The 23876-nt window shown below is 56.5% G+C and carries 21 protein-coding genes; 9 read left to right on the forward strand and 12 right to left on the reverse strand.

Annotated elements, in window-relative coordinates; all coding sequences use genetic code 11:
• Window positions 1-218 precede the first annotated feature (218 nt).
• Window positions 219-830 carry a NifU family protein gene (locus tag GSQ62_RS07680; protein ID WP_161888967.1) on the reverse strand — a complete coding sequence of 204 codons (612 nt, stop codon included), beginning with the start codon at window positions 828-830 and terminating at the stop codon, window positions 219-221.
• Window positions 831-1154: 324 nt separating this feature from the next.
• Between GSQ62_RS07680 and GSQ62_RS07685 the strand changes: the two genes are divergently transcribed.
• Window positions 1155-2543 carry a sodium:proton antiporter gene (locus GSQ62_RS07685; RefSeq protein ID WP_161888968.1) on the forward strand — a complete coding sequence of 463 codons (1389 nt, stop codon included), beginning with the start codon at window positions 1155-1157 and terminating at the stop codon, window positions 2541-2543.
• Window positions 2544-2802: 259 nt separating this feature from the next.
• Here GSQ62_RS07685 and aroC read toward each other — a convergent pair whose 3' ends face one another.
• Both aroC and GSQ62_RS07695 read right to left on the reverse strand, forming a co-directional pair.
• A complete protein-coding gene (gene aroC / locus GSQ62_RS07690; protein ID WP_161888969.1) occupies window positions 2803-3882 on the reverse strand; it encodes a chorismate synthase in 1080 nt (359 codons plus the stop codon).
• A gap of 2 nt (window positions 3883-3884) precedes the next feature.
• On the reverse strand, window positions 3885-5327 hold the full coding sequence (locus GSQ62_RS07695) for a BatD family protein (RefSeq protein ID WP_161888970.1): 1443 nt from the start codon (window positions 5325-5327) through the stop codon (window positions 3885-3887).
• Between the two features lie 349 nt (window positions 5328-5676).
• Here GSQ62_RS07695 and GSQ62_RS07700 point away from each other — a divergent pair, with 349 nt between their 5' ends.
• Together GSQ62_RS07700 and GSQ62_RS07705 are read left to right on the forward strand one after the other, a co-directional pair.
• On the forward strand, window positions 5677-6408 hold the full coding sequence (locus GSQ62_RS07700; RefSeq protein ID WP_237587065.1) for a ferritin-like domain-containing protein: 732 nt from the start codon (window positions 5677-5679) through the stop codon (window positions 6406-6408).
• Window positions 6409-6425: 17 nt separating this feature from the next.
• A complete protein-coding gene (locus GSQ62_RS07705) occupies window positions 6426-7226 on the forward strand; it encodes a ferritin-like domain-containing protein (RefSeq protein ID WP_161888971.1) in 801 nt (266 codons plus the stop codon).
• 147 nt (window positions 7227-7373) lie between these two features.
• On the opposite strand, the gene GSQ62_RS07710 is transcribed toward GSQ62_RS07705, so the two are convergent.
• From GSQ62_RS07710 to carB, 5 genes are all read right to left on the reverse strand, one after another.
• Window positions 7374-8273, reverse strand: a complete 900-nt coding sequence (locus GSQ62_RS07710) for a 1-aminocyclopropane-1-carboxylate deaminase/D-cysteine desulfhydrase (RefSeq protein WP_161888972.1) — start codon at window positions 8271-8273, stop codon at window positions 7374-7376.
• A gap of 222 nt (window positions 8274-8495) precedes the next feature.
• Window positions 8496-10940, reverse strand: coding sequence for a YfhO family protein (locus tag GSQ62_RS07715; RefSeq protein WP_161888973.1), 2445 nt, complete (start codon window positions 10938-10940; stop codon window positions 8496-8498).
• A gap of 42 nt (window positions 10941-10982) precedes the next feature.
• Window positions 10983-11270 carry a DUF4834 family protein gene (locus GSQ62_RS07720; protein WP_161888974.1) on the reverse strand — a complete coding sequence of 96 codons (288 nt, stop codon included), beginning with the start codon at window positions 11268-11270 and terminating at the stop codon, window positions 10983-10985.
• Window positions 11271-11429: 159 nt separating this feature from the next.
• Window positions 11430-11726: an endonuclease domain-containing protein gene (locus tag GSQ62_RS07725; protein WP_161888975.1), complete on the reverse strand. Its 297-nt coding sequence runs from the start codon at window positions 11724-11726 to the stop codon at window positions 11430-11432.
• A gap of 149 nt (window positions 11727-11875) precedes the next feature.
• On the reverse strand, window positions 11876-14689 hold the full coding sequence (carB, locus tag GSQ62_RS07730) for a carbamoyl-phosphate synthase large subunit (RefSeq protein ID WP_161888976.1): 2814 nt from the start codon (window positions 14687-14689) through the stop codon (window positions 11876-11878).
• A 374-nt stretch (window positions 14690-15063) separates the two neighbouring features.
• On the opposite strand from carB, the gene GSQ62_RS07735 reads away from it, so the two are divergent.
• The 6 genes from GSQ62_RS07735 to GSQ62_RS07760 all read left to right on the forward strand — a co-directional run bounded on the left by GSQ62_RS07735 (window position 15064) and on the right by GSQ62_RS07760 (window position 20418).
• Entirely contained in the window at window positions 15064-15285 is a 222-nt protein-coding gene (locus GSQ62_RS07735; protein WP_237587067.1) for a hypothetical protein, read from the forward strand.
• Window positions 15286-15507: 222 nt separating this feature from the next.
• On the forward strand, window positions 15508-15909 hold the full coding sequence (locus GSQ62_RS07740) for a hypothetical protein (RefSeq protein ID WP_161888978.1): 402 nt from the start codon (window positions 15508-15510) through the stop codon (window positions 15907-15909).
• Between the two features lie 325 nt (window positions 15910-16234).
• A complete protein-coding gene (locus tag GSQ62_RS07745) occupies window positions 16235-17587 on the forward strand; it encodes a lysophospholipid acyltransferase family protein (protein WP_161888979.1) in 1353 nt (450 codons plus the stop codon).
• A 370-nt stretch (window positions 17588-17957) separates the two neighbouring features.
• The gene (locus GSQ62_RS07750) at window positions 17958-18296 is read left to right on the forward strand and encodes a hypothetical protein (RefSeq protein ID WP_202621859.1); all 339 of its coding nucleotides are present in this window, start codon (window positions 17958-17960) and stop codon (window positions 18294-18296) included.
• Between the two features lie 214 nt (window positions 18297-18510).
• The gene (locus GSQ62_RS07755; RefSeq protein WP_161888980.1) at window positions 18511-20034 is read left to right on the forward strand and encodes an HTTM domain-containing protein; all 1524 of its coding nucleotides are present in this window, start codon (window positions 18511-18513) and stop codon (window positions 20032-20034) included.
• 150 nt (window positions 20035-20184) lie between these two features.
• A complete protein-coding gene (locus GSQ62_RS07760; RefSeq protein ID WP_161888981.1) occupies window positions 20185-20418 on the forward strand; it encodes a hypothetical protein in 234 nt (77 codons plus the stop codon).
• Between the two features lie 185 nt (window positions 20419-20603).
• Here the strand turns inward: GSQ62_RS07760 and GSQ62_RS07765 are convergent, their stop codons facing one another.
• The 4 genes from GSQ62_RS07765 to GSQ62_RS07780 all read right to left on the reverse strand — a co-directional run bounded on the left by GSQ62_RS07765 (window position 20604) and on the right by GSQ62_RS07780 (window position 23818).
• Window positions 20604-21050 (reverse strand): hypothetical protein, encoded by a 447-nt coding sequence (locus GSQ62_RS07765; RefSeq protein WP_161888982.1) that lies wholly within the window; start codon window positions 21048-21050, stop codon window positions 20604-20606.
• A gap of 67 nt (window positions 21051-21117) precedes the next feature.
• Window positions 21118-22206, reverse strand: coding sequence for a DUF3616 domain-containing protein (locus tag GSQ62_RS07770; RefSeq protein WP_161888983.1), 1089 nt, complete (start codon window positions 22204-22206; stop codon window positions 21118-21120).
• 147 nt (window positions 22207-22353) lie between these two features.
• Window positions 22354-22815 (reverse strand): hypothetical protein, encoded by a 462-nt coding sequence (locus GSQ62_RS07775; protein WP_161888984.1) that lies wholly within the window; start codon window positions 22813-22815, stop codon window positions 22354-22356.
• A 217-nt stretch (window positions 22816-23032) separates the two neighbouring features.
• Entirely contained in the window at window positions 23033-23818 is a 786-nt protein-coding gene (locus tag GSQ62_RS07780; RefSeq protein WP_161888985.1) for a phosphatase PAP2 family protein, read from the reverse strand.
• Between the last annotated feature and the right edge of the window lie 58 nt (window positions 23819-23876).

Here is a 23876-nt window from a genome sequence, read left to right on the forward strand (position 1 = left end):
CTTTTGTGGTGTCAGGTCACGGCCTGCCCCTACTAAGAATATGGAATTAAAAGGCACGGCTGCCGCCGGCACTGGCCGAGCAGCGCAATTATTGTTCCGAGGGTATATATAACAAGGCAGCGTCTACAGCCCTATATAAATCAGGAAGCCAGCCTCTTACGGGGCTGGCTTCCTGATTTATATAGGGCTTGGTTGTAAGAAAGGCTTGCTTCTGCTAATTACAGCGTCACGCCATCCGCCACCACTTCTTTTACTTCAGGCACCATGCGCTTCAGCAGGTTCTCGATACCGGCCTTCAGGGTAACCGTGGCCGACGGGCAGCCGCTGCAGGAACCCTGCAGGAATACCGTCACCACGCCGTCGTGGTACGACTTGAAGGTGATGTTACCGCCGTCCTGCTCCACGGCTGGGCGCACGTAGTTCTCCAGCAGGTCAATCACTTTTTTGGAGATCACGGTGTCTTCCGCGGAGGCGCTGCTGTCGGTGGTGGCCGTCTCAGGCTTGCTCGCCGAGAAGCCCTCGTTGAAGGCGGGCCCGCCAGCCTCTATATATGACTTCAGGAACGTACGCAGTTCTGGAATCAATTTGCTCCACTCGAGGTCGGAACTCTTGGTAACCGTCACGAAGTTACTGGCGATAAACACACGCGAAACATAGTCGAAGTTAAAGAGCTCCTGCGCCAGCGGCGACTCCAGGGCGCTCTCCAGGGTCGGATAATCCACGCTCTGGCCTTCCGGCAGCAGCTGCGCGTTCATCACAAACTTCATTGACTCGGGGTTGGGGCTGGCTTCTGCATACACAGAAACTACTTTCTCTTTATTTTCTATCATGGGATTCTACGTTTAATATTAAAACCTATGGCTATACCTGAAAGTTTCCAAAAATAGTTAATATTTATGAAAAGCAGCAATGCGCCCGCTTAGCCGCAGCCATCACCAAGGCGTGCTTCATCCGAAAAATTATCCTGTTTGCGTCGCCTGTAGCCGCCTTGCCTTATCTCTCGCTCCGGTGCCCGGCCACATTCTGGCGCCTGCATATGGCGCCGCCGCACAACCCCAACGCGCACAGTAGCTTCCGGTAGCTATTTTCCTCAGAAAACGTATCTTTGCCCTGCAATAAAACCTGAACGGACGTAACCCCGCACATTTTTATATATGCTAATCAACTTTATTCTGCTGGCGCAGCCCCCGCACGCGCTTCCTCTTCTACTTATCATACCTTTCCTGCTTCTAATTGGGATGATTGCCGCCGGGCCGATCTTCTTTGGCCATTTCTGGGAGCACAACTATAAGACTGTGGCCGTTACCCTGGGCCTGGCCGTGCTCGCCTATTACCTGCTTGTGCTGCAGGATTACCATATGCCCGTGCATACGCTGGCAGAGTATGTTTCTTTTGCCGTGTTGCTGAGTTCACTATATATAGCCGCGGGCGGTATATACATCAACATCAACGCGAACGCCACGCCGCTCATGAACGTGGCGCTGGTAGCGGTTGGGGCCGTGCTGGCTAATTTTGTGGGCACCACGGGTGCCTCGCTCCTGCTCATCCGCCCGTTCATCCGCCTGAACGTACACCGCATCAAGCCTTACCAGATCATCTTCTTCATCTTTATCGTCAGCAACGCCGGGGGTTTGCTCACGCCGCTTGGCGACCCGCCGCTGTTCATTGGTTTTCTGAAGGGCGTGCCGTTTTTCTGGACGCTCCAGCACCTGTTCGTGCCCTGGCTGGCGGCTGTCTCAGTACTCTGCCTTATCTTCTTTTTACTTGACAGGCGCAACAAAGAGCACTTCAGGCCAAATCCGGATGTGGAGGCCAAAAACCGGGAGAAGACGGAGTGGCACGTCACCGGCAAGCGCAACCTGATCTGGCTGGGTGTGGTCATCGGCGCTATTTTCCTGGACCCGAATGTGGTGGAGGGGCTGCCATATATAGCCTACGACGGCGGCAAACTCTCGTTCCTGCGTGAGATCATCCAGCTGTCGGCGGCCTTTATGTGCTACCGGTACTCCAGCAAGACCGCCCTGGCGGGCAACCAGTTCAGCTTCGGCCCGATTCTGGAAGTGGTGTTCCTGTTTTTCGGTATTTTCTTCACCATGATGCCCGCCCTGCAGCTTTCTGCCGCCATTGCCTCGGCTCCGGAGTATGCGCGGTTCATCACGCCGAACTTCCTGTACTGGGCCACAGGCTCCCTTTCCGGCTTCCTCGACAACGCCCCGACCTATGCCAACTTCCTGTCGCTGGCCATGGCCAAGTACGACATGGCGCAGAACAGCGTGGTGGAGGTGCGGCAGTTTGCCCTGGGCACCGGGCCCGCCGGGGCAGAGACGATTGTGCTGCTGGAGGCTGTCTCGCTGGCCTCCGTGTTGTTTGGCGCTTTCACCTATATCGGTAATGGGCCAAACTTTATGGTGAAGGCGATAGCCGAGAGTGCTGGTATTAAAATGCCGTCTTTCTTCGGCTATGTCATTCGCTACTCCATCCCGTTCCTGCTGCCCGCCCTGCTCCTGGTGTGGTTCCTGGTGGTGCATCTGCGCTTGTTTTAGACACACAGCCCTATATAAACCGGAAGCGCCGCCCTATTAGTAGGGCGGCGCTTCCGGTTTATATAGATTTATGTTTATATATAGATGTTCACAATATCCGTAGCTGTTTCCCGTATTGTTACGAAAGGCTATGTATGCTAACCCGCATGTCAAGCTTCTGTTATCACTATTATCAAATAGCGCCTGCAAACCTGTTCAACACCCTAACGGCCTGATTATGTGGACTTATATACCGACAGGCACCACTGCGGGAAAGTAACTACAGTTTGCTCGCCTGCTGGCGCATCATAAAGTCGGCGAGCACGAGCGCGGCCATGGCATCCACAATCGGCACGGCGCGGGGCAGCACGCAGGGGTCATGGCGGCCTTTGCCTTTCAGGGTGATGTCTTCCCCGGTGTCGTTGATGGTTTGCTGCGGCTGCAGAATGGTGGCCACCGGCTTAAAGGCCACGTTGAAGTAGATGTCCTGGCCGTTGCTGATGCCGCCCTGTATGCCGCCGGAGTGGTTGGTGCGGGTGCGGACTTTACCCTCGGCATCGGTATAGAACTCGTCGTTGTGCCCCGAGCCGCGCATCTTCACCCCCTCAAAGCCGCTGCCGTACTCAAAGCCCTTCACGGCGTTGATGCTCAGCATGGCCTTGCCCAACTCGGCGTGCAGCTTATCGAACACAGGCTCGCCCAGACCGGCCGGCACGCCCTGTATCACGCAGCTCACCACGCCGCCAATGGTGTCGAGGCTGTCGCGGGCGTCCTCTATCAGGCTGATCATCTCATCTGCTGTGGAGGCGTCGGGGCAGCGCACGATGTTGGCGTCTATCTGATTCAGGTCGAGTTCGGTGTAGGGTTTGTCCAGCTTGATTTTGCCCACCTGCGACACATAAGCCCTGATGCTGATACCGTGCTTCTGCAGCAATTTGGCAGCCAGCGCACCTGCGGCCACACGGGCCACTGTTTCGCGGGCCGAGCTGCGGCCTCCCCCCCGGTAATCGCGTGTGCCGTATTTGGCGGTGTAGGTATAATCGGCGTGCGAAGGGCGGAAAGCGTGCTGTATATGGCTGTAGTCGTGGCTGTGCTGGTCTTTGTTGTTCACCACCATGGCAATGGGCGTGCCCTGCGTCTTTTCCTCAAACACGCCCGACAGGATGGTCACTTTGTCCTCTTCCTGGCGCGGCGTCGTAATCTTCGACTGGCCCGGGCGGCGGCGGTCCAGGGCATGCTGAATCTCGGCGGCGCTGATGTCCAGCCCGGCGGGGCAGCCGTCTACTATCACGCCCACAGCCGCGCCGTGCGACTCGCCAAACGTTGTGATTCGGAAAAGTTTTCCGTAGGTATTGCTCATGTCTATTTTTTTAAGAAAACGAAGGCCGACACCGCCAGCAGCACCAGCAGGATGATGTTGGTATAGCGCTTTATCCTGTCCAGCAGGTGCATGTTCACCAGCGTGTTGTCTTCGTTTTGGATGATGTTATAAAAAGATCCTAAGTCTCTGGTTAAGGCCACGGCCATGCTGTTGTCGCTGCGGCCAGCCACCTGCACCTGCAGCGAGGGCCGCAGGGTGTCGTAGGCGGCGGTGGTGGGGTTAAAGTATATCCAGTGCATCGTCTCCCGCAGGTTATACTGCCCGGCCTGGCGTGGCAGCACCGCGTACGAAAAAGACTTGGCGCCAACCACACGTCCGGCGCGCTTCGTTACGTCCTGCCGCACATTCGGCGGGTAGAACTCCAGCCCTGGCGGCGCCTCCGGCACTGGCGGCATGATGGCCGATAGATTCCCCTCCCCTTCCACCTCGAAAAGATAGGTAAAACTCTTGTTCACGGCCACTTTTTTCTCCGACAGGCTTTCATGCAGCCGGTAATCGCCCACGGGCACCACGTCGCGCAGCGGGTGCGGCGGCAGTTCTCTCACCGGTATCACCCGCTCCCGCGAATAGAATATCTTGTAGCCCTCCTGCCGGTCCTGCGTCAGCAGGCTCGGGTGCCTGGCCACCTTGTACTTGATCATCTGCAGTTTCAGTTGCGGAAAGCGGAGCGGCTCCAGGCTCAGCGGGAACAGCACGGCCTCATACAGCTTGAACCGAAGATAAGGCTCGCCCTGCACCGTTACGTTTTCAGGCGTAATCTCCGTGTAATCAAACGTTTCCTCCCAGGCATGCGGCTGCTGCATCTGCTTCAGAATTCCTGCCAGCTGGTCGGCAAAGTTATAGAAATCGAGCAGGGGCTGGTCTGCCTCCGCCAGGTAAAAGTACAGCACCACGTTGACACCCTCGCCCACGAACACCTCTTTCTTGTTGGTGTAGATCGTCAGGAAGGCGTTGTCTTCCTTGTCCACGAACTCCGGCTCGTCTTCCACAGGCGGCTCGTCTATATCCTCCAGAATCAGGTTGGGCATGTTCAGGGCCTGGGGCGCATTGGCCTGCATGGGCGTCACTTTTACCGGCATCCCCTGCGACTGCACCATCTGCCCGTTCACCCGCATCGAGAAAGGCCGCACCGCATATTCCCCTTCCTCCAGCGCCGCGTAATTCTGCACAATGGTCAGCACGGTGCTGGTTTTGCCGCCCGTGATGATGGTTTTGGTGGAGGAGTACCTGTTGCTCTTCTTAAAGCCCTCTATCTCCGGGAAGGGCGTGTAATCTTTCAGTTGCTGGTCCTGCAGTTTGATGGAGATGGTGTAATACTGGTTGATGGGCAGCGGGCTCTTGCCCAGCTCAATGCTGATTTGCTGTGCCCGGCCGGGCACAGCAAGCGCCGCACAGAGAGAAACAAGAAGAAGAAACGCCCGCATATATAACCCGAAATCAGCCACTAAGGTACGACTTGCACAAAACAAATGTACGAATAATAAAAATTAGAGCGTCCCCGCAAAATTCAGGCATCCGGCTATATAGGCGCGTCTGCGGGTAAAGATGAAGTATTCCTGACGATGCTTCCCATTCTAATCCGGCCTGCACTACTGAAAGGCGGCTGCCCCGCCTTATAACGGTGTTATGCCATCCTTATTTTTTTATACCTCCCTAAATCCGCCCCGAAAGCGCCGCCGTAGGTCTGCTACAATCAAAAGGAACTGGTGCCTTGGTTTTGGTTTCCGGGGCTTGCCAGCCGCCATATTATTTATCCATCTAAAAAGTAAAATTATGAGAGAACAGACAAAGCCCGAAGAGAGAGAAGGAGGGCTGATGAAGTCCCTGGGCGGCCCCATGCAGCGGCGCACGTTTTTTAGGTATGCCGGTGCCACGGCAGCGGCCACTACCCTCCTGCTCACCACCTCCTGCGATGAGGATGACGAGGTGACTCCTCCCATGAACGACAAGGCCGTGGACTTAGGCTCCGGCGACATCGGTATTCTGAACTACGCCTATGCCCTGGAGCAACTGGAGGCAGCCTTTTACACCGCCGTGGTAGCCGAGTCCGCATCGGCGCTCTCCGCGGATGAGATGATGGTGATGCAGGACCTGATGGCGCACGAGGTGGCGCACCGCGAGTTCTTCAAAGCCGCCCTGGGCAACAAGGCCATCCCGGACCTGGAGGTGGATTTCAGCTCCATCAACTTTAAAGACAAGAACAGCGTGCTGCAGACAGCCAAAACCTTCGAGGACCTGGGCGTGGCCGCCTATAACGGCGCGGGCAAGCTCTTTACGGACACCGGCGCAGGCCTGACCTACCTCCTGATGGGAGGCAAGATTGTGTCGGTGGAGGCCAGGCACGCCGCTGCCATCCACGACCTCATCAGCGAAAATGCCAGGGCCTACGGCGCAGAGATGGTGGACGCGAACGGACTCGACAGGGCCATGTCGCCGACGGAGGTGCTGGGCGCAGCAGGCGCTTTTATCGCCACAGAAATTAACTTCAGCAACTTACCCAAATAAGCACAGGAGATACAGATATGAACATATTCAGAATTATACAGGAGATAGAGAAAGTGGACGGCGAGGTATATGACCGGTTTGCCTCCCGCCGGCAGGCTTTCAGCAGCCTTGGCAGCTTCGGGAAAAAAGTGGCGCTGGCAGCAGTTCCCATCGCCATGGGCACCATGTTTAAGAAAGCCTACGGCCAGTCGACCAGCGGCATTGCGGATGTGCTGAACTACGCCCTGACGCTGGAGTACCTGGAGGCTGACTTTTACATGCAGGGCCTGGCGGCGAGCGGAGCCATCGCAAGCGAGAACATGGCCTTTTTTGAGGATGTGCGCGACCATGAGGTGGCACACGTGGCATTCCTGAAAACTGCCATCACCAGTCTGGGGGCCACGCCGGTAGACAAGCCGACTTTTGATTTCTCAGCCGGTGGCGCTTTCCCCGACTGGAACTCGAACCCCGCCACCTACCTGGCGCTGTCGCAGGCATTTGAAGACACCGGCGTGCGCGCTTACAAGGGACAGGCAGCCAACCTGGTAGCCAGCAACGAGGTGCTGACGGCTGCCCTGCAGATACATGCAGTGGAGGCACGCCACGCGGCCATCGTGCGCAGAATTCGCGGCCTGAAAGGCTGGATTACGAACGATGAGCGCGGTGCAGGAATGCCAGCCCCAACACAGGCCATATATGACGGCGAGGCCGAGACGATGCAGGCCGGAGTGGATGTGCCTGCCGTGTCGGGTGTTGCCGCCGCCAGCGTAACGGAGGCTTTCGACGAGCCGCTGCCGATGGAAACTGTCCTGAATGTCGCCTCCCTCTTTATAGCCTGATCACCAGTATTTTTCCCATATAAATAAAGCCGCCCTGTTGCGGCTTTATTTATATATAGCCAGCGCCTTTCCGCTCCCTGGTAAACATTCTTGATCTGCTACTGCTCTGCCTGCCACTGTCGCCACAGGCCTTGTTTCCATGCATGCTTATCCCTCCACCCCAAGCCGCTCTCTAAAGCCAGCGTTGCCCTGCAGGCCGCCGGTATGGATGGCGACAATGCGGCTGCCTTTGGGGAAGTAGCCCTGCCGGACCAGGTCGAAGAGGCCATAGAACATTTTGCCCGTGTAGATGGGCTCCAGCGGGATATGGTGTTGCTGCTGAAACGCATGCATGAACGCCAGCAACTCCGGCTTTACTTTGGCATAGCCGCCAAAGTGGTAGTCGGTGATGAGTTGCCAGTTGCTGAACTCCCGGCCGCTGTAGCCATATACCAGCTGTTTTATATCCTCCTGCAGAAAACCGCCTCCCTTCAGCGCAGGAAAACCCAGCACTTTCTTTTCCCCGGCCAGCCCGGCGATGATACCTGCCAGGGTTCCGCCTGTGCCCGAGGCGCAGCATATATAGTCGTAGTCGGCGGCGATGTCCTCTACAATTTCGGTGCAGCCTTTTACGGCAAAGTTGTTCGTGCCGCCTTCCGGAAGGATATATGGCTGATTGTACTGATCCGACAGTTCCTGCAAAAATTTGGGTTCAGCTTTCTGACGGTAAGTTTCGCGGGAGACATATTCTAACTCCATCCCGCAGGAGGCAGCGAAGCGTAGTGTCGGGTTCAGGGGCAGGTGCTCCTCCCCCCTGATAATGCCGATGGTGCCGAAGCCATACGCCTTGCCTGCCGCCGCCGTGGCCGCTATATGGTTGGAGTAGGCGCCGCCAAAAGTCAGCACGGTATGGTGGTGCAGCCGCTTTGCCTCCCGCAGGTTGTATTTCAGTTTGCGCCACTTGTTCCCTGATATCTCCGGGTGCAGCAGATCCTCCCGCTTTATATATAGCGCTACCTCTTGCTCCAGCAGCAGTGGGTCCTGTAGTTGTTGCAGCGGTGTTTCCATTTAAGAAAAAGGACATTAGTATCAGGTATCCGGACATAAGACTTTCCACACTCCCTTCGATTGGCATTCAGAAGCTTGCGGTGTATCATGCCTTCAGATAGAGTAATTTAATTTTGTCCGGGCACTTATCAAAAAGAAGCCCCAGCAACAGGCTGAGGCTTCTTTATATATAATATAGCTATTTCCAACCCGGAGCCCTGAACTCGGAACTCATAACTCAATTCAGACTTTCTCCACAATAGGTACCTCTGTCGGCTTTTTCTTGACGGCATAGGTGATGGCACCCACTATTACGAGCAGCAGCAGGATGGAAGATATCATAGAAACGGTGTTGCCCAGGGTGTATGCCTTCGGCTCGAACTTAAACTCGATGGTATGCTTGCCTGCGGGCACCTGCATGGCCCGCAGGATATAGTCCGCTCGGAAATGCTCCACTGGCTTTCCGTCGAGGTAGGCCTGCCAGCCGTCGGCATAGTATATCTCGGAGAACACCACCAATCCTTCCTCTGCCGCCTCGTATGCATATTTCAGATAGTTGGGCTGGTATTCGGTGAGCTTGATGGAGGCGTTCTCGGTAGCGTAGCTGTGGTCCTCGATCGGGAATTTGGTGACATCCACCACGGCTGTCGCGCCGGCATCAAACATGGTCAGGGCCTCCAGTTCCTCGTCCGGCGACTGCACCGGCTTCACCTCCTCCACGAACCAGGCATTGCCCAAAGCGCCCGGCACGCGCTGCACCGGCTGCTTCGGGTCGCCTGTGATGGCGTAGCGGGTGTTCAGCATGCGGTACACCTCCAGGTTGTTCTGGGCTATATGGCGGTCGATGACATCCTGGTAGCGGCGCAGTTTGGCCCCGTGGTAGCCCCCGATGGATTTGTGGAAGTAAGAAGTGCGGGCATCGTTGAACGGGTTAGGCAGGTAGATGACGCGGTAACTCAAGTCCTTGTCCTGCAGGATGGCCTGATCGGCGGGCGTTGGCTGGAAATGCGTTGCCACCACATTGCGCTGAAAGTCGTTGCTGTTCAGGTAGCGCTTGTCCACCGCCCACAGATCCGCGAGCACCAGCAGCCCTACCCCGGCAATGGCCACATTGGCAGAAAGCTTGTTCTTGAGGTAGAGGTACAGCAGGCCCGCCGCCAGCACGATAAACACCAACGAACGGAAAGCGTCGGACCGCATCATGCTCTCGCGGTCGGCCCGGATGGCGTCGATGGGGAACTGCGCCTGAATCAATTGCTGGTCAGAGGCCCCCACAAAGCTGGCTGTTCCGGCAAAAAGCCACACCAGCAAACAGATACCGGCGGTGATGCCGCCCGAAATCAGCAGCTTCCTGTCCAAATCTCTGATGGCGCCTTTTTCGTTGATCAGCTTCCAGAGAGCCAGCAGCGCCAGGAACGGCATGGTGACCTGCGCAATCACGAGCGCCGACGACACCGCCCTGAACTTGTTGTAGCCCGGAAAGTAATCGAACATGAAGAAGTTGAAGGCCTCGAAGTTTTTGCCCCAGGCCAGCACGATGGACAGAATAGTACCCGCCACGAGCCAGCTCACCCAGCGCCTGTCCACGATAAAAATCCCCAACACAAACAGGAAGCAGACAATGGCGCCCACATACACCGGCCCGCTCGTGATGGGCTGCGGCCCCCAGTACATGGGCAGTCCCTGCGTCACAATCTGCTCGGCCTGCACCGGCGGCACGCCCATGCTGGTGAAGGCCTGGTAGGTTTCGGAGTCGGTGCCCAAGGATGCGCTGGAGCTGCCGCCAAAGAAATCCGGTATCAGCAGCGTCATCGTTTCGGTGATGCCATAGCTCCAGTTAAAGGCATACTCGCGGTCCAGGCCGCTACCCACGTTCTCGCCGCTGTTCGGCTGGGTGAGTTCTGATTTGCCCCGGATGCTGTGCTCGCCGTACTCTGCAGTGGTATATAGCCGCCCGAAGTTCACGCCCACCGCCAGAATGGCAGCCACGCCCAATACCAGCCCGCGCTTCAGCAGCTCCACGATGGTGCCGTGCCGGAGGGCATATATAAGCTCCACAATACCAAAGATGATCACCAGCAGCAGCATATAGTACGTCATCTGCAGGTGATTGAAGTGCAGGTTCATGGTGAGGCCCACGGCAAACAGCGCGGCCCCAATCCAGAGGTTGCGGCGCAGCGCATATAGGAGGCCCGCCAGCACCATGGGGATATAGGCAATCGTGAGCGACTTGGTGTTGTGGCCCGCCTCTAAAATAATGATGTTGTAGGAAGTGAAGGCAAACGCCACTGCGCCCACCATGGCCAGCCACGAGCTCATGCCCATGGCCACCAAAAGTATATAAGCGCAAAGCAGCGTGATGAAGATGTTACCGGCCAGGGCTGGCAGGTCAAACGTCAGGATCTTGTGGATATAACCGGACCAGTCGCCGGAAAAGTGGGTGTTGATCAGGTAGGCCGGCATGCCGCCGAACATTGAGTTTGTCCAGAGGGCCTCCTCGCCGGTCGCCTCACGGTAATCCTGAATCTCTTTGGCGCCGCCCTTGAACTGGAGTATGTCGTGCTGGGCCAGGCCCTTGTCTTCAAAAAGAACGGGCGAGAAGTATACCGCCGTCAGGATCAGGAATATAAGAACAGCAATAAGATGCGGGAGCGCATCCCGCTTAAAGTCAAAGGAAGTAGTTGTCATATCTCTCAAAAACCTCGGAATAGAGGTTGAAAGATAGCGGTTTTATTTCACTTCTTCATAATCGACGTACTGGCCGCCGTTGAAATCCCGCCGCTCCGGCTGCTCCGGTATATAGTCGATTTTCACGTTGCCCCTGGCCCTGCCGTTCTGCTGGCTGCCGTTTCCGTAGGCCTGTTGCTGGCCTTGCTGCTGGTGCATGTTGGTGTAGAAGAACGTGCCGTTGCGCACCTTCTTTTTGATGAAAATCCCCAACAGCCACCTAAACAGCACGGGTGCCACCAGCCGGATGAAGAAAATGATAAGAAGTGTGGTGAATATGAATTTGATCATGGTTACGCTTGGTTATATGCTCAGCCTCCTGTAAAAACAGTACCCGCCTTTTACTTACAACTCTTTTGCCGGAAGTTTGTTATATGCCTTTTTGGCGGGTAAAGCAAAGATAGGAAATTTTACCTCCCCCTGCCCCCTCCTAAAAACAGGAGAGGAACTTCAGATATTTTCAAAAGCCGCAGTTATCTTTTGCAGTACTACTTGAGGTTGCTCAAATATTTCGCTGTTTCTGATGCGGATAACTTTGTAGCCAAGGTGCTGCAGTTCTACATCACAGGTTTTAGTGTCCTGAACCGAGCCATCCACCTCAACAACCAGTTTTTCCGCTGCACAATAAAAATCAACGATACAGCTCCCATTACTATGCTGCCGCCTGCACTCTCGCCCACCTAACTTATGCTTCCTCAGGAGTCGCCACAGTTCCTCTTCCGCTGGCGTTTGGTTATTACGCAGCAATGCGCGCTACAGCCTCAAACCGGGCAAGCTATGTAACTGATCTTTCCGCATATAATCGTTCTTTGCTCTCTAACACAACCCGATCATATGCCTGTTCCACTCATACAAACAAAAACCCCCTCCTGTTATTAGGAGGGGGCAGGGGAAGGTTATTTACTCAGGTACAGATTCCTCTCCGAATATACCTTCGTGAAGTAGTCGTCTTCCAGGTCGTCAATAAAGTAGATGGCCTCGCCGGTGGATTTCATCTCCGGGCCGAGCTCCTTGTTCACTTCCGGGAATTTGTTGTAAGAGAACACCGGCACCTTGATGGCATAGCCGTGCTTGTAGGGATTGAACTCGAAGTCCTTAACCTTCTTCTCGCCCAGCATGATCTTGGTGGCGTAATTTATATAGGGCTCGCGGTACGCTTTGGCGATGAACGGGAAGGTGCGCGACGCGCGCGGGTTTGCCTCGATGATATAGACCGTCTCGTTCTTGATGGCGAACTGGATGTTGATCACACCCACCGTCCGGAGCGCCACCGCAATTTTCCGGGTGTATTCATCAATCTGGTTCAGCACGTGCTCGCTCAGGTCGAACGGCGGCAGCACCGCGTAAGAGTCGCCGGAGTGGATACCGGCTGGCTCGATGTGCTCCATGATGCCGCATATATACACATCCTGCCCGTCGCAGATGGCATCGGCCTCGGCTTCGATGGCGTTGTCGAGGAAGTGGTCCAGCAGCACCTTGTTGCCGGGGTGGTCCTTCAGCAGGTCGATGACATGGGCCTCCAGTTCCTTCTCGTTGATCACGATTTTCATGTTCTGCCCGCCCAGCACGTAGCTCGGCCGCACCAGCAGCGGGAACTTCAGCTCCTTGCTCAGTTCCAGCGCCTCCTCCGCCGTCTCGATCACGGCAAACGGCGGGTATGGAATGCTCAGGTCGCGCAACAGCCTGGAGAAGGAGCCGCGGTCCTCGGCCAGGTCCAGCGCCTGGTAGCTGGTGCCGAAGATTTTGACGCCGAAGCGCTCCAGTTTCTCCGCCAGTTTCAGAGCCGTCTGGCCGCCGAGCTGCACAATCACGCCCTCCGGCTTCTCGTGCAGGATGATGTCGTATATATGCTCCCAGAACACCGGCTCGAAGTACAGCTTGTCGGAGATGTCGAAGTCTGTGGAAACCGTTTCTGGGTTGCAGTTGATCATGATTGTTTCGTAGCCGCACTCCCTGGCCGCCAGCACGCCGTGTACACAGCTGTAGTCGAACTCAATGCCCTGCCCGATGCGGTTCGGGCCGGAGCCCAGCACCACCACCTTCTTGCGGTCAGACACGATGCTCTCGTTCTCGCCATCGAAGGTACTGTAGTAGTAGGGCGTGCTGGCCGCGAACTCGGCGGCGCAGGTGTCCACCATTTTATATACCCGCGTGATGCCCAGTTCGGTGCGCACGCTGTGTACCTCGCTCTCCTTGCAGCGCAGCAGGTGCGCAATCTGGCGGTCGGCGTAGCCTTTCACCTTGGCCTCGCGCAGCAGCTCGGTTGGGATAGTGGTCAGGTTGTATTTCTCGATCTCTTTCTCCAGCATGTCCAGCTCCTCGATCTGGGCCAGGAACCACGGGTCTATCTTGGTGAGCTTCTGGATGGTGCTGGTCGGGATGCCGATGCGCATGGCGTCCTTGATGCTGAAGAGTCGGTTCCAGCTCGGATTTTTCAGGCTGTAGATCAGCTCATCGTAATTCGTCTTTTCCTTCCCGTCTGCGCCGATGCCGTTGCGTTTTATTTCGAGGCTCTGGCAGGCCTTCTGCAATGCCTCCTGGAAGGTGCGGCCGATGCCCATCACCTCGCCAACGGATTTCATCTGCAGGCCCAGCTTGCGGTCGGCACCCGGAAACTTGTCGAAGTTCCAGCGCGGTATCTTCACAATCACGTAGTCCAGCGCGGGCTCGAAGTAAGCGGAAGTCGTTTTGGTGATGGCGTTCTTCAGCTCGTCCAGGTTGTAGCCGATGGCCAGTTTGGCGGCGACTTTCGCGATGGGGTAGCCAGTGGCTTTGGAGGCGAGCGCCGAGGAGCGCGACACACGCGGGTTGATCTCAATCCCGACGATGGTATCATCTTCGGGGTTCACGGAGAACTGCACGTTGCAGCCGCCGGCAAACTGCCCGATGCCGTTCATCATCCGGATGGCGAGGTCGCGCATTTGCTGGTACACGGTGTCGGGCAGCGTCATGGCCGGGGCCACCGTGATGGAGTCGCCGGTGTGGACGCCCATGGGGTCGAAGTTTTCGATGGAGCAGATGATGATGACGTTGCCGATGTTATCGCGCAGCAACTCCAGCTCGTACTCTTTCCAGCCCAGGATGCTTTGCTCGATCAGCACCTCGTGCGTAGGCGAGGCATGCAGGCCGCGCGTCAGGGCCGCGTCAAACTCAGCCGGTGTGTTCACGAAGCCGCCGCCGTAGCCGCCCAGCGTAAACGAGGGGCGGATCACGAGCGGGAAGCCGATGTCCTGCGCGATCTCTTTGCCTTCCAGGAAGGAGGTGGCCGTTTCGCCGCGGCACACATTCACGCCCAGCTCCAGCATTTTCAGGCGGAACTGCTCCCTATCCTCAGTCGTCTCAATCGCTTTGATGTCGACCCCGATGATGCGCACGCCGTACTTTTTCCAGATACCGGCTTTCTCGCAGTCAATGGCAAGGTTCAGGGCCGTCTGGCCGCCCATGGTGGGCAGCACCGCGTCGATCTTGTGCTTCTCCAGAATCTCGACGATGTACTTTTTCTCCAGCGGCTTCAGGTACACGTTGTCGGCCGTCACCGGGTCGGTCATGATGGTGGCGGGGTTGGAGTTGATGAGCGTTACCTCTATCCCCTCTTCGCGCAGCGAGCGGGCGGCCTGGGAGCCGGCGTAATCGAATTCGCATGCCTGGCCGATAATGATGGGACCAGAGCCAATAATGAGAATGGATTTGATACTGGTGTCTTTAGGCATTTGGATAGATATGTGTAAATTGCCCAAAGTTAAGGCAAAATGTTAAGGGTGGCAAAGGTAAAATCGCTCTAATTGAAATTCGTTAAAAATTTCCCGCCTTCCCGTGTCATTCAGGCAGCGTATCCCGCAAAAAATTACTCCGCTGGTTTTCGTCCGGTGTCACTTGCGGCAGGCTCCGGTCCGCACTCCCTTATATATCCCCGGCGTAAAATCCAGGATGGGGATATATATCCCAATGTCGTCAACTCCGGCCCTTCTTCCCGGCTTGTGCCCTACAGTTGCCAGGTGCAGTTTGAAGTCCTGCTACAGGGGCATTGCGCCACACAACCGGTCAGACCTGCGTAAACACGAAGACAAACTTAAACCCGGCCACCATGGAAGCACCAAAAGAAGACGACATCATCACGAACGCGGACGAGAGCAAGCGCCTGCCCGACGAGAACCCGGAGCCGCTGACAGGCACGAAAAAAGAAGAAGCGGACATATTGGATAAAGAGTATGAGGGCAAGGAAAAAGCAGGTAATGTAGCGGCCAAAAACGAGGAGGACACCCGCAAACTGGACGGCAGCAACGCCAACAACCTACGCACCAAGTAGGTGAGCATATAGATCAACGGGGCACAGGGGCAGCGGCCGCAAGGCATATGCTGCCCGCGGCGGTGGCCCCTGTGCCTCCCAAAAACCTTGCTTAACCAGGCATTATCCGCCCGAACAGCAGTATTTTCTGCTTAAAGCGGCGTCTAAAACAAGTAAGGGTATTTGTTATTAAAGTGGTAATTAGTAATATTAGTATATGTAAATACCTAAAAGCCGCCACCAATGGTCCTTTTCGACGCGGAGTACATACACCTCGAATATTACACGGCGCACCACGTACTGGTAAGCCAGTGGTACGGCAGTTGCAGCAGTGGGGAATACCGGGATGCGGTGATGAGGGCTTCCCGCTATATCTGGAAAATGAACATCCCTTTTGCCATATCCGACAGGCGTCTGCTCCACGCCCTTTCCAGGGATGATCTCCGCTGGACCGTAACAGAGTTCCTGATGGAGTTCAGACAGCTCCCGCTGAGGCGCTTCGCCATTATCAACTATTTCGACGAGGCGGCGGCAGATCAGTTGCACTATTTCCTGCACAACAAGCGCTACCCCATTCCTTTCGAAACACAGGTATTCGAGGATTTGACCTCAGCTTATGAGTGGCTGGTGTCGGTAGAGGCATAGTCACATATATCCCTGTTTGCCAAAGCTTTTTGGTTTCCAGCCAATATGCCGCCTCTCGCTGCTCTCAGCACCTGCACTGTGCGCGCTGGCTATATATAGCTTTCATGCTCCTCCTCAATTTCCCGCTGCGCTCGCGCAGTTCATATGGCTGCATGAAAGTAGGCGGCCATGTATGAACCGCGCTGGCCTTTGAGGTGGCAAAGGAGCATGCAAGTGTCCGAAGCTTGCGTACGGCGGCGGTGTCGGATTGCACACAATTTGCCTATATTGCCCTTCGGAAGTTATCGCTATCCTGGCCTGCCACCCTTCTTCACCTGACGCCGCCATGCTCTACCTCATCCTGAAACTTATATATAAACTTGGGCTGTGGGTCTTTTTCCGGCGCTTTGAGGTGCGCAACCGCCACCTGATGCCAGACCGTGGGCCGCTCCTGGTCGTCTCGAACCACCCCAACACATTCATGGACCCGATTGTGACGGCTTCGCTGCTGCGCCAGCCGGTTTATTTTATCGCCAAGAGCACGTTGTTCGGCTCTGGGCTCCAAAACCGGATGCTGCGCCAGATGCACCTGATCCCGATCCACCGCCGCGAGGACAACCCCGGCCAGGCCATAAGCAACGAGGAAGCCTTTGCGGCCAGCTCCGTGGCGCTGCAGCAGCACAAAACACTGCTCATCTTTCCGGAGGGGAACAGCTTTAACCAGCGGCGCCTGCGCAAGATCAAGACCGGCACCGCCCGCATTGCCCTGGAAGCCCTGTCGGCTGGCGCTGCGGACCTGCGTATTCTGCCGGTGGGACTCAACTACACGGCCCCCACCCGCTTCCGAAGCGACGTGTTTGTAAACGTGGGCGAGCCGGTTGCGGTGGCTGAATACGTTGCGGCCTGCCAGCAGGACGGGCAGGAGACAGTGCTGGCCCTGACGGAGGAAATCAGGAAGCGCCTCGAAGGGCTCATCATCCACACGCCGACGGATGAGGAAGACGAACTGGCCCGGCAGGTGGAGATCCTGTACAAAGGCAGGCTGGCGGCAGACGCCCCCTCCGACGCCCCCGCGCACCTGCAGGATTTTCTGCTTACCAGGGCCATCGTCAGCAGCATCAACTACTTCAGCCAGAAAGACCCTGTGCGGGTGGCGGCGCTAAAACAGAAACTGGGCGACTATATGGAGCAGCTCCGGCGGCTGCGCCTGAGGGACGAGGCAATGGGCCTTCGCCGCGACACAGTGTTACAGCAGAGTTTGCTGCGCGTGCTGTTCCTGGTGTTGGGGCTGCCAGTATATGGCTACGGCCTGCTGCACAACTACCTCCCTTACATCATCCCGGCTAAAGCGGCCAGGGCGGCTACCCACGAGGAGGAATGGCACGCGCCCATCATGCTGACGGTCGGCATTTTCACATTTCCGCTGTTTTACCTGCTGGAGGTGTGGCTGGCGCGGGAGCTGCTGCAGCTCTCCTGGGCCTGGACAACCTTGCACCTGCTGAGCCTGCCGCTCAGCGGCTTTTTTACCCTGTACTACTGGGGCACGCTGCGGCGCACGCGGGAGCACTGGCTGCTGCTGCGCCTCTTCGTAAAGCGGCAGGACCTGGTAAGCAGCCTGCGGCGGCAGCGGCAGGAGATAGTAACGGAGCTGGAGGCGGCCAAAGCAGATTACCTGGCACAGGCCTCCCCTGATTCGTAATGACGCACTTTGCACAGCCCGCTCCTCAAAGGGGGCTATATATAACTATATAGGTGGAAGAGTATATGGATTACATATATAATATGCCCTGATTTTTCCTGCTTCTCAGCCAGTTAAGCATCGACAGCGCTTTAATTTTATTGCACAATAAATAATAGCCTTTTTTTTTCCTGCCCCGTAAAAGGCTTATCCTAACTACAGTGATCAATTAATTTCCTAAAGGTTAAAGCACTGTAGAAACGGGTTTAAAACGAAACAAATAATCATGACTATGAAAAAGACTTTTGTAAATTTTTGCGCATCAACCCTGGTAGTGGGAGGCCTGCTATTTGGTTGCTCAACAACTGACACCACCACGGATTCCGAGGGAATGGATACGACAGATGACGAATACGGCACTACCACCGGCGCGACTACCGAGGGTACCACCACAACCGGTACAACAACTGGAACCACGGATGGCACAACAACTGGAACCACGGATGGCACAACAACTGGAACCACGGATGGCACAACAACCGGAACCACGGATGGCACCACAACAGGTATGACGACCGGCACCACCACGGGTATGACAACCGGAACAACTACGGGTACAACAACCGGAACAACTACGGGTACAACCACCGGTACGACTACTGGAACTACTACCGGTACAACCACAGGTGGCACCACCTCCGGAACAACTGGTGGCTCTACCACCATATAGCATAACACGACTTACAGTTGACACACTGAAGGCAAAAAGGCAGGCACCGTATGGTTTTTGCCTTTTTGCTTTTAGCGGGTTTCAATCTTGCTCTGGCAGCAAACAGAACTTGCCTTAAGCCCAGGCTATAGGTGCCGCTGCAGGAGCTTCGCTGCGCCACCCCGAGCCAACCCGGAGGAATGCGCTTAACGCTACTCTCTTCCAAGAACTGCCGATGAAGTACCTGGAGCTATATTTTCGCAAAGTTTTCACGGTGGACCTGCGTGCGCTGGGCATCATGCGGATATGGCTGGCGGGTATTGTCTTGACGGACCTTGCCATCCGGGCTACCGACCTGGAGGCGCACTACTCCAACATGGGCGTGCTGCCGCTGCACGTGCTGCACCAGCACGTATGGCTGCCCTACCTGTTCTCGTTCCATGCCATGAGCGGGCTGTGGCAGTTTCAGGCGGTGCTGTTCGCGCTGGCGGCAGTTTTTGCGGTTTGCCTGCTGCTGGGCTATAAAACGCGGCTGTCCACCATCTTGACCTGGCTGCTGCTGCTGTCGCTGCAGAACCGGAACCCGCTGATAGGGCAGGGCGGCGACGACCTGCTCCGGATGCTCCTGTTCTGGGGTATTTTTCTGCCCTGGGGCAGATTCTATTCCTACGACGCTACCCGAAAGCCGCCGCTTTCAGACACCTCTGTCAGCACCAGTTATTTCAGCGCGGCAACCGTGGCCTATATCGTGCAGGTCGGCATTGTGTACGTCAGCACCGCGCTGCTGAAAGACTCGCCGGAGTGGCACACCGACGGCACGGCCCTTTACTACGCCCTCAGCCTCGACCAGATTCTGATGCCCGGCGGCAGGCTCATATATCCTTATCCGGAGTTGCTGCGGGTGCTCACCCTGGGGGCTTATTACACCGAGTTACTGCTGCCCTTCCTGCTGCTCATCCCGTTTTACAATAACTTTTTCCGGGTGGTGGTGGTAGTGGTACTCGTGGGGTTCCACATTGGCATCAGCCTGACGCTTTTTGTGGGGCTGTTTTACCTCATCAACATCGCCTCGGTGGTGGGGCTGCTGCCGCGCCCGGTGATGGACTGGATTGACAGGCGGCTGCTTTCCTCTTTCAGGAGGCCTTACACCGGGCAGTTCCAGCACATCTTCAAGCGCCTCCGTCAGCCGTCGCTGCTTAGTGTGCGGGTAAGCCTAAACCGCCCACTGGCGCCCCGCCACCTGTTGTCGCAGCTGCGCAACGGCTTTGTGGCGGTCGCGCTGCTGTACTGTGTGTGGTGGAACCTGAGCGGCACGCACCTTCCCCTATATAAACTGCCCGACAGCAGCAGGTGGTTCGGCTACATCCTGCGCCTCGACCAGCACTGGGGCATGTTTGCGCCCATTGTATTCCGCGACGACGGCTGGTATGTACTGGAGGGGCACACGGCCAGCGGCAAATCCATCGACCTGAACCAGCAGGGCAAGAAGGTGGACGAGGCGAAGCCCGCCTCGGTGATGGCGCTGTTTAAGAACGACCGCTGGCGCAAGTACTCCGAGAACTACCTGTTTGTGAGCAACGCCTATATGCGGCCCTACTACTGCAACTACCTGATGCGCCGCTGGAACGAGAACCACCCCGACCAGCCTATCACGCAGTTGGAGGTGGTCTATATGAAGGAGCCCACCCTGCCTGATTACCAAGTGCCCACGCCCACGCGGGAGGTGCTTTGTATCTGCGCAAATGAGCCGGAAAAATAGGTCCGGAAGCAGTGCTAGTATAGAAGAGGTTATATATGAGACAGGAAAACAGGAGAGGATTTGTATATAAAGCGCCCGGCGCAACGATAATAAACTATAAAACAATTAATAACGGACCATTCAAAAAAGCAAACCATTAAATAGAAAACGATGAAGAAGACATATGTAATCCTGTTATCGGGAGCCATGCTGCTCAGCGTGGGCCTGCCTAGCTGCACCAGCGAGAACACGACCGGCGTGAACACGGAAACCAACGCTACCGAAGCCGAGGATATAAACAGCGGCGCGACGGAGGGGGACACAGACGCAGGAATGAGCGGCGAAAGTGGCACAGGCAGCGACACCGCCAGCACAACGACACCCCCCACAGACAATGACATGTAAAAAGGAGCAGAAACCCTGACAACAGCAAAGGGAGGTCCGTTAGAACCTCCCTTTGCTGTTGTTCAAAGCCATATAAAAACAGCCCGGAAAGCTCGTTTCAGGCAAATCTATATGGCTGATATGTCTGAGCTTGCTTATGAAATGGCTTTAGCTAAAACATTATCTGCATTTCACTCCGTCGGGCTTTACTCACCATTGTCCCGGAGGGCATAGCCTACGGCTGCGGCTACCAGGCCGCCCAACAGGTAATACCCTACCGACAAGGCCTGTGTTTCGGTGGTTTTGTTGCTAGGCTCCTCACCCAGCCCCAGCGGACCGGGCAACAGCACCGCGCCTGCCCCGGCGGCGGCACCTAACACGGCTCCCCGCCACCAGGCTCCTTTGCCGGAACCGGCCATGCTGTAATACAGCGAGTTGGAAACCACATCGCCCACCAGGGCCCAGGTATGTAGCTTCTCCTCGTCCTGCGGTGGCGTGGCACCGGCCTTCTGCATGAGCTTGGAAATAGAGCGCATGCCCAGCACGTCCATGCGGGGCGCATCAGGGTTAAAGCGCCGCACCGTTTCGTGTACCGCCGTTACCACGCAGGCGCCTGCCAGCCCACCCGCGAAAGCTTTGAGTATGTCGTTCATCGTTCTGTGTTTTCGTTTGTATATTTAGCCTGTATAGTCCGCTGCGCTGCATAAGGTTTCAGCAGGATCACCTAACCAGCCGGATGATGTCGGCAAGCACCCCATCGGCCCCCACCTTCCGCGCGTCGACGGGGCTGTCGAACACCACCAGCGCGTGCTGCTCGTCATATATAGCGAGGCCCTCTGCTTTGTCTTTGCCGGAGTCTGCGTCTTTTCCGTGCGGCACCTCGCACAGGCGCTCCAGTTCCTTTGCGTGGACCATGCATTCCTGCTCGGTCCGGCGGGTTGCGCCGGGCCAGCGGTATATGGCTATCACCCCATCCTGGTCCATGGTGGGTCCGGCCAGTATGTACATATCCTCCCCGAAGATGCGCAGTTCGCGGATGCCCTTGCCCCTCAGGTGCAGGAAGTGCTTTTTGTAAGGACGGTCCTCCGTCAGTTGCTTCAAGTGCAGCTGGCCCTTTTCGTCTTCCTCGGTCTCCACCTCCAGCACAATGGCCCAGCCCCGCAGCACAGGCCCGCGCAGCCCGATAAAGATGCGCTCCCCGCTGGTGGTCAGCCCCTCCACATCAAAGCCATTGTCTTTGCCGGGAATGGTCAGGAAGGGGGCGATGTGCTCGTCCTGCTGCAGCACGTCCGTCAGCAGGCTGCTGGTTTTGCTCCCGTGCAGCTGGGCCGCCCGCAGCACATGGCCGGGCTTATCCGGGTCTTCGCACTGCTTGTGCAGTTCGTATTGCCCGGTTTCCTTGTTCAGCAAAAAAGGGATGCGCGCCAGCAGGTAGCGGTTGGGGTCGTTCTGTATTTTAGCCAGGCGCTTCATCTGCTTTTTAACGGAGTCGTGGCTGCGCGGCTTCTTGCGCTTCAGGCTGTGCGAGCCTATGATCCATATATAATGGCCGGTGGTGGCCATGCCCTCAATGTCAATCTCGCTGTTGTCGCCGTCCGGCAGTTCCAGGTACTCCCGCAGGTCGAAGGACTGGTGATGGCCAAAGGAGCCGTCGCTGAAAGTCAGGCGCTCGATGGTGGTGCGCTCGTCGCAACTCAGCCACAGGTTGTCTCCAGTGCGCAGGCCCGTGGAGAGGCCGTCGCGCACGTGCTTACCCGCCGGGTTCAGGCACTGGGCGGCATCAAACCGGATCGTAATCTTTTCTGTCATCTACTTCGTGTTGTGTTCTGAGTTATATAACCGTTGCGCCGCCTGGGTGTTCAGCCTTTCCGGCTACCCCACCGGCGCCCCGTTGCTTTAAAACAGAAAAGCCGGGACTTTTACCCGGCTCTCCTGTTCATTTTGCACAGCTGTAATTTACTTCACCCGTGCGTCCACGGCAGAGCTGCCTGGCCTGTTGGCGCTGCTGATATAGCTGGTCGTGTTCTTGTTTTTCTTCTTAGAGCCAATCTTTTCCTTGGCGGTAGAGGTCAGGGCCTCGGCTTTGCTCTTGATTTTGTTCTTGTTCTTGGTGCCCAGCGCCAGCCACCCTGCCCCAAGGGCAAGCAGCGAGCCTCCCACCACCTTCTGCGTGGTTGTCAGCCCGTTGATTTTTTCGGCGATAGGCCGCGAGTATTTCTGCAGCATATCCTGGATGTTCTTCATGCTGTCCTGTCCAGATGTTGCCTGCTGGTTGCTTCTGCCCTGGGCAAACTGGCTATTGGCGCTTCCTGTTGAACCGGCGCTGTTAGTGGAATGCGAGGCGTTGCTGCCCGTGGAAGAATTGCTTTTATGCTGTCCACCAGTCTGTGCTGATGTGTTGTTCGGATTGTTTTCCATAGCTTTTGGTCTGATATGATGAATGACACAATTTTACGGCCCTTCCGCCACCCGTGGTTTCCCCCGGATTGAGCCAGAGCCTAATCTATATTATCGTGAACCAAGGGATATAGTTACACCAAAAAACATATTTTTATATATGAACCTGCCAGCCACGTTCTTGGGGCAGCGGTGTCACCACACTCCAGGTCCTCACAAAAATCAGTGCAATACAGGCTCAGGGGCTGGCCGCTTTCCTTTCCCTCCGGTACGACATCACCTCCATCAGGCTGATGCCCACCAGCAGCCAAAGCGCCCCCAGCAGGAAGCCCGCCAGCACATCCGACAGGTAATGCACGCCCAGGTATACCCTGCTGAAACCCACGATGAGGATGAGCGCGGCCGCCAGCCACAGCACAAGCGCCCGGCGCGGGTGGGCGTAGTAGTGCCGGTACAGGAAGTAAGCCACCAGCCCGAACATGGCCATGACCGTGGTGGCGTGGCCGCTCGGAAAAGAGAAGTGCTCCACCACGTAGTAGGCCACATCGGAGGGGCGCTCGCGGCTGATGAACGTTTTGCCGTAGCGGGTTGAGATGCCGACACCACCCAGGGCAAGCCAGAAAGCAAACAGCGCCACATAATGCCTCCGGTAGAGAAAGATGGCGGACACCAGGCCGCCTATAATGAAAACCGCCTCCTGCTCCCCCAACTGCGTGAAGCCATATAGGATTCTGCTCAGGGTGTCGGATCGCATCTTGTAGAGCAACGCCGTGAACTCCTTGTCCAGCGCCACGATCCACTCCATGTCCAGCACGCTCTCGGTCAGTTCCGACAGCAGGGCAATGTTCGCGGCGAAGGCCAGCGCCATCAGCGTGAGCGGCAGCCCGACAAATACTTTGGTGTTGAAGCGGTCGGCGATGAACTGCCACAGCCCCGGATAGCGCTGGCGCAGCCGCAGCACGAGCGGCTGCCGCTTTACCTTGCCGAGAGCCTGCTTCACATGGCTGGAGAGAGGGTTTTTCATAGGATAGCGCTGATGGTACATATACGCAGCGGGGCTCCTTTGTTTACAGAACAGCTCT

This window comes from Pontibacter russatus (assembly GCF_009931655.1).
GTDB classification, from domain to species: Bacteria; Bacteroidota; Bacteroidia; order Cytophagales; family Hymenobacteraceae; genus Pontibacter; species Pontibacter russatus.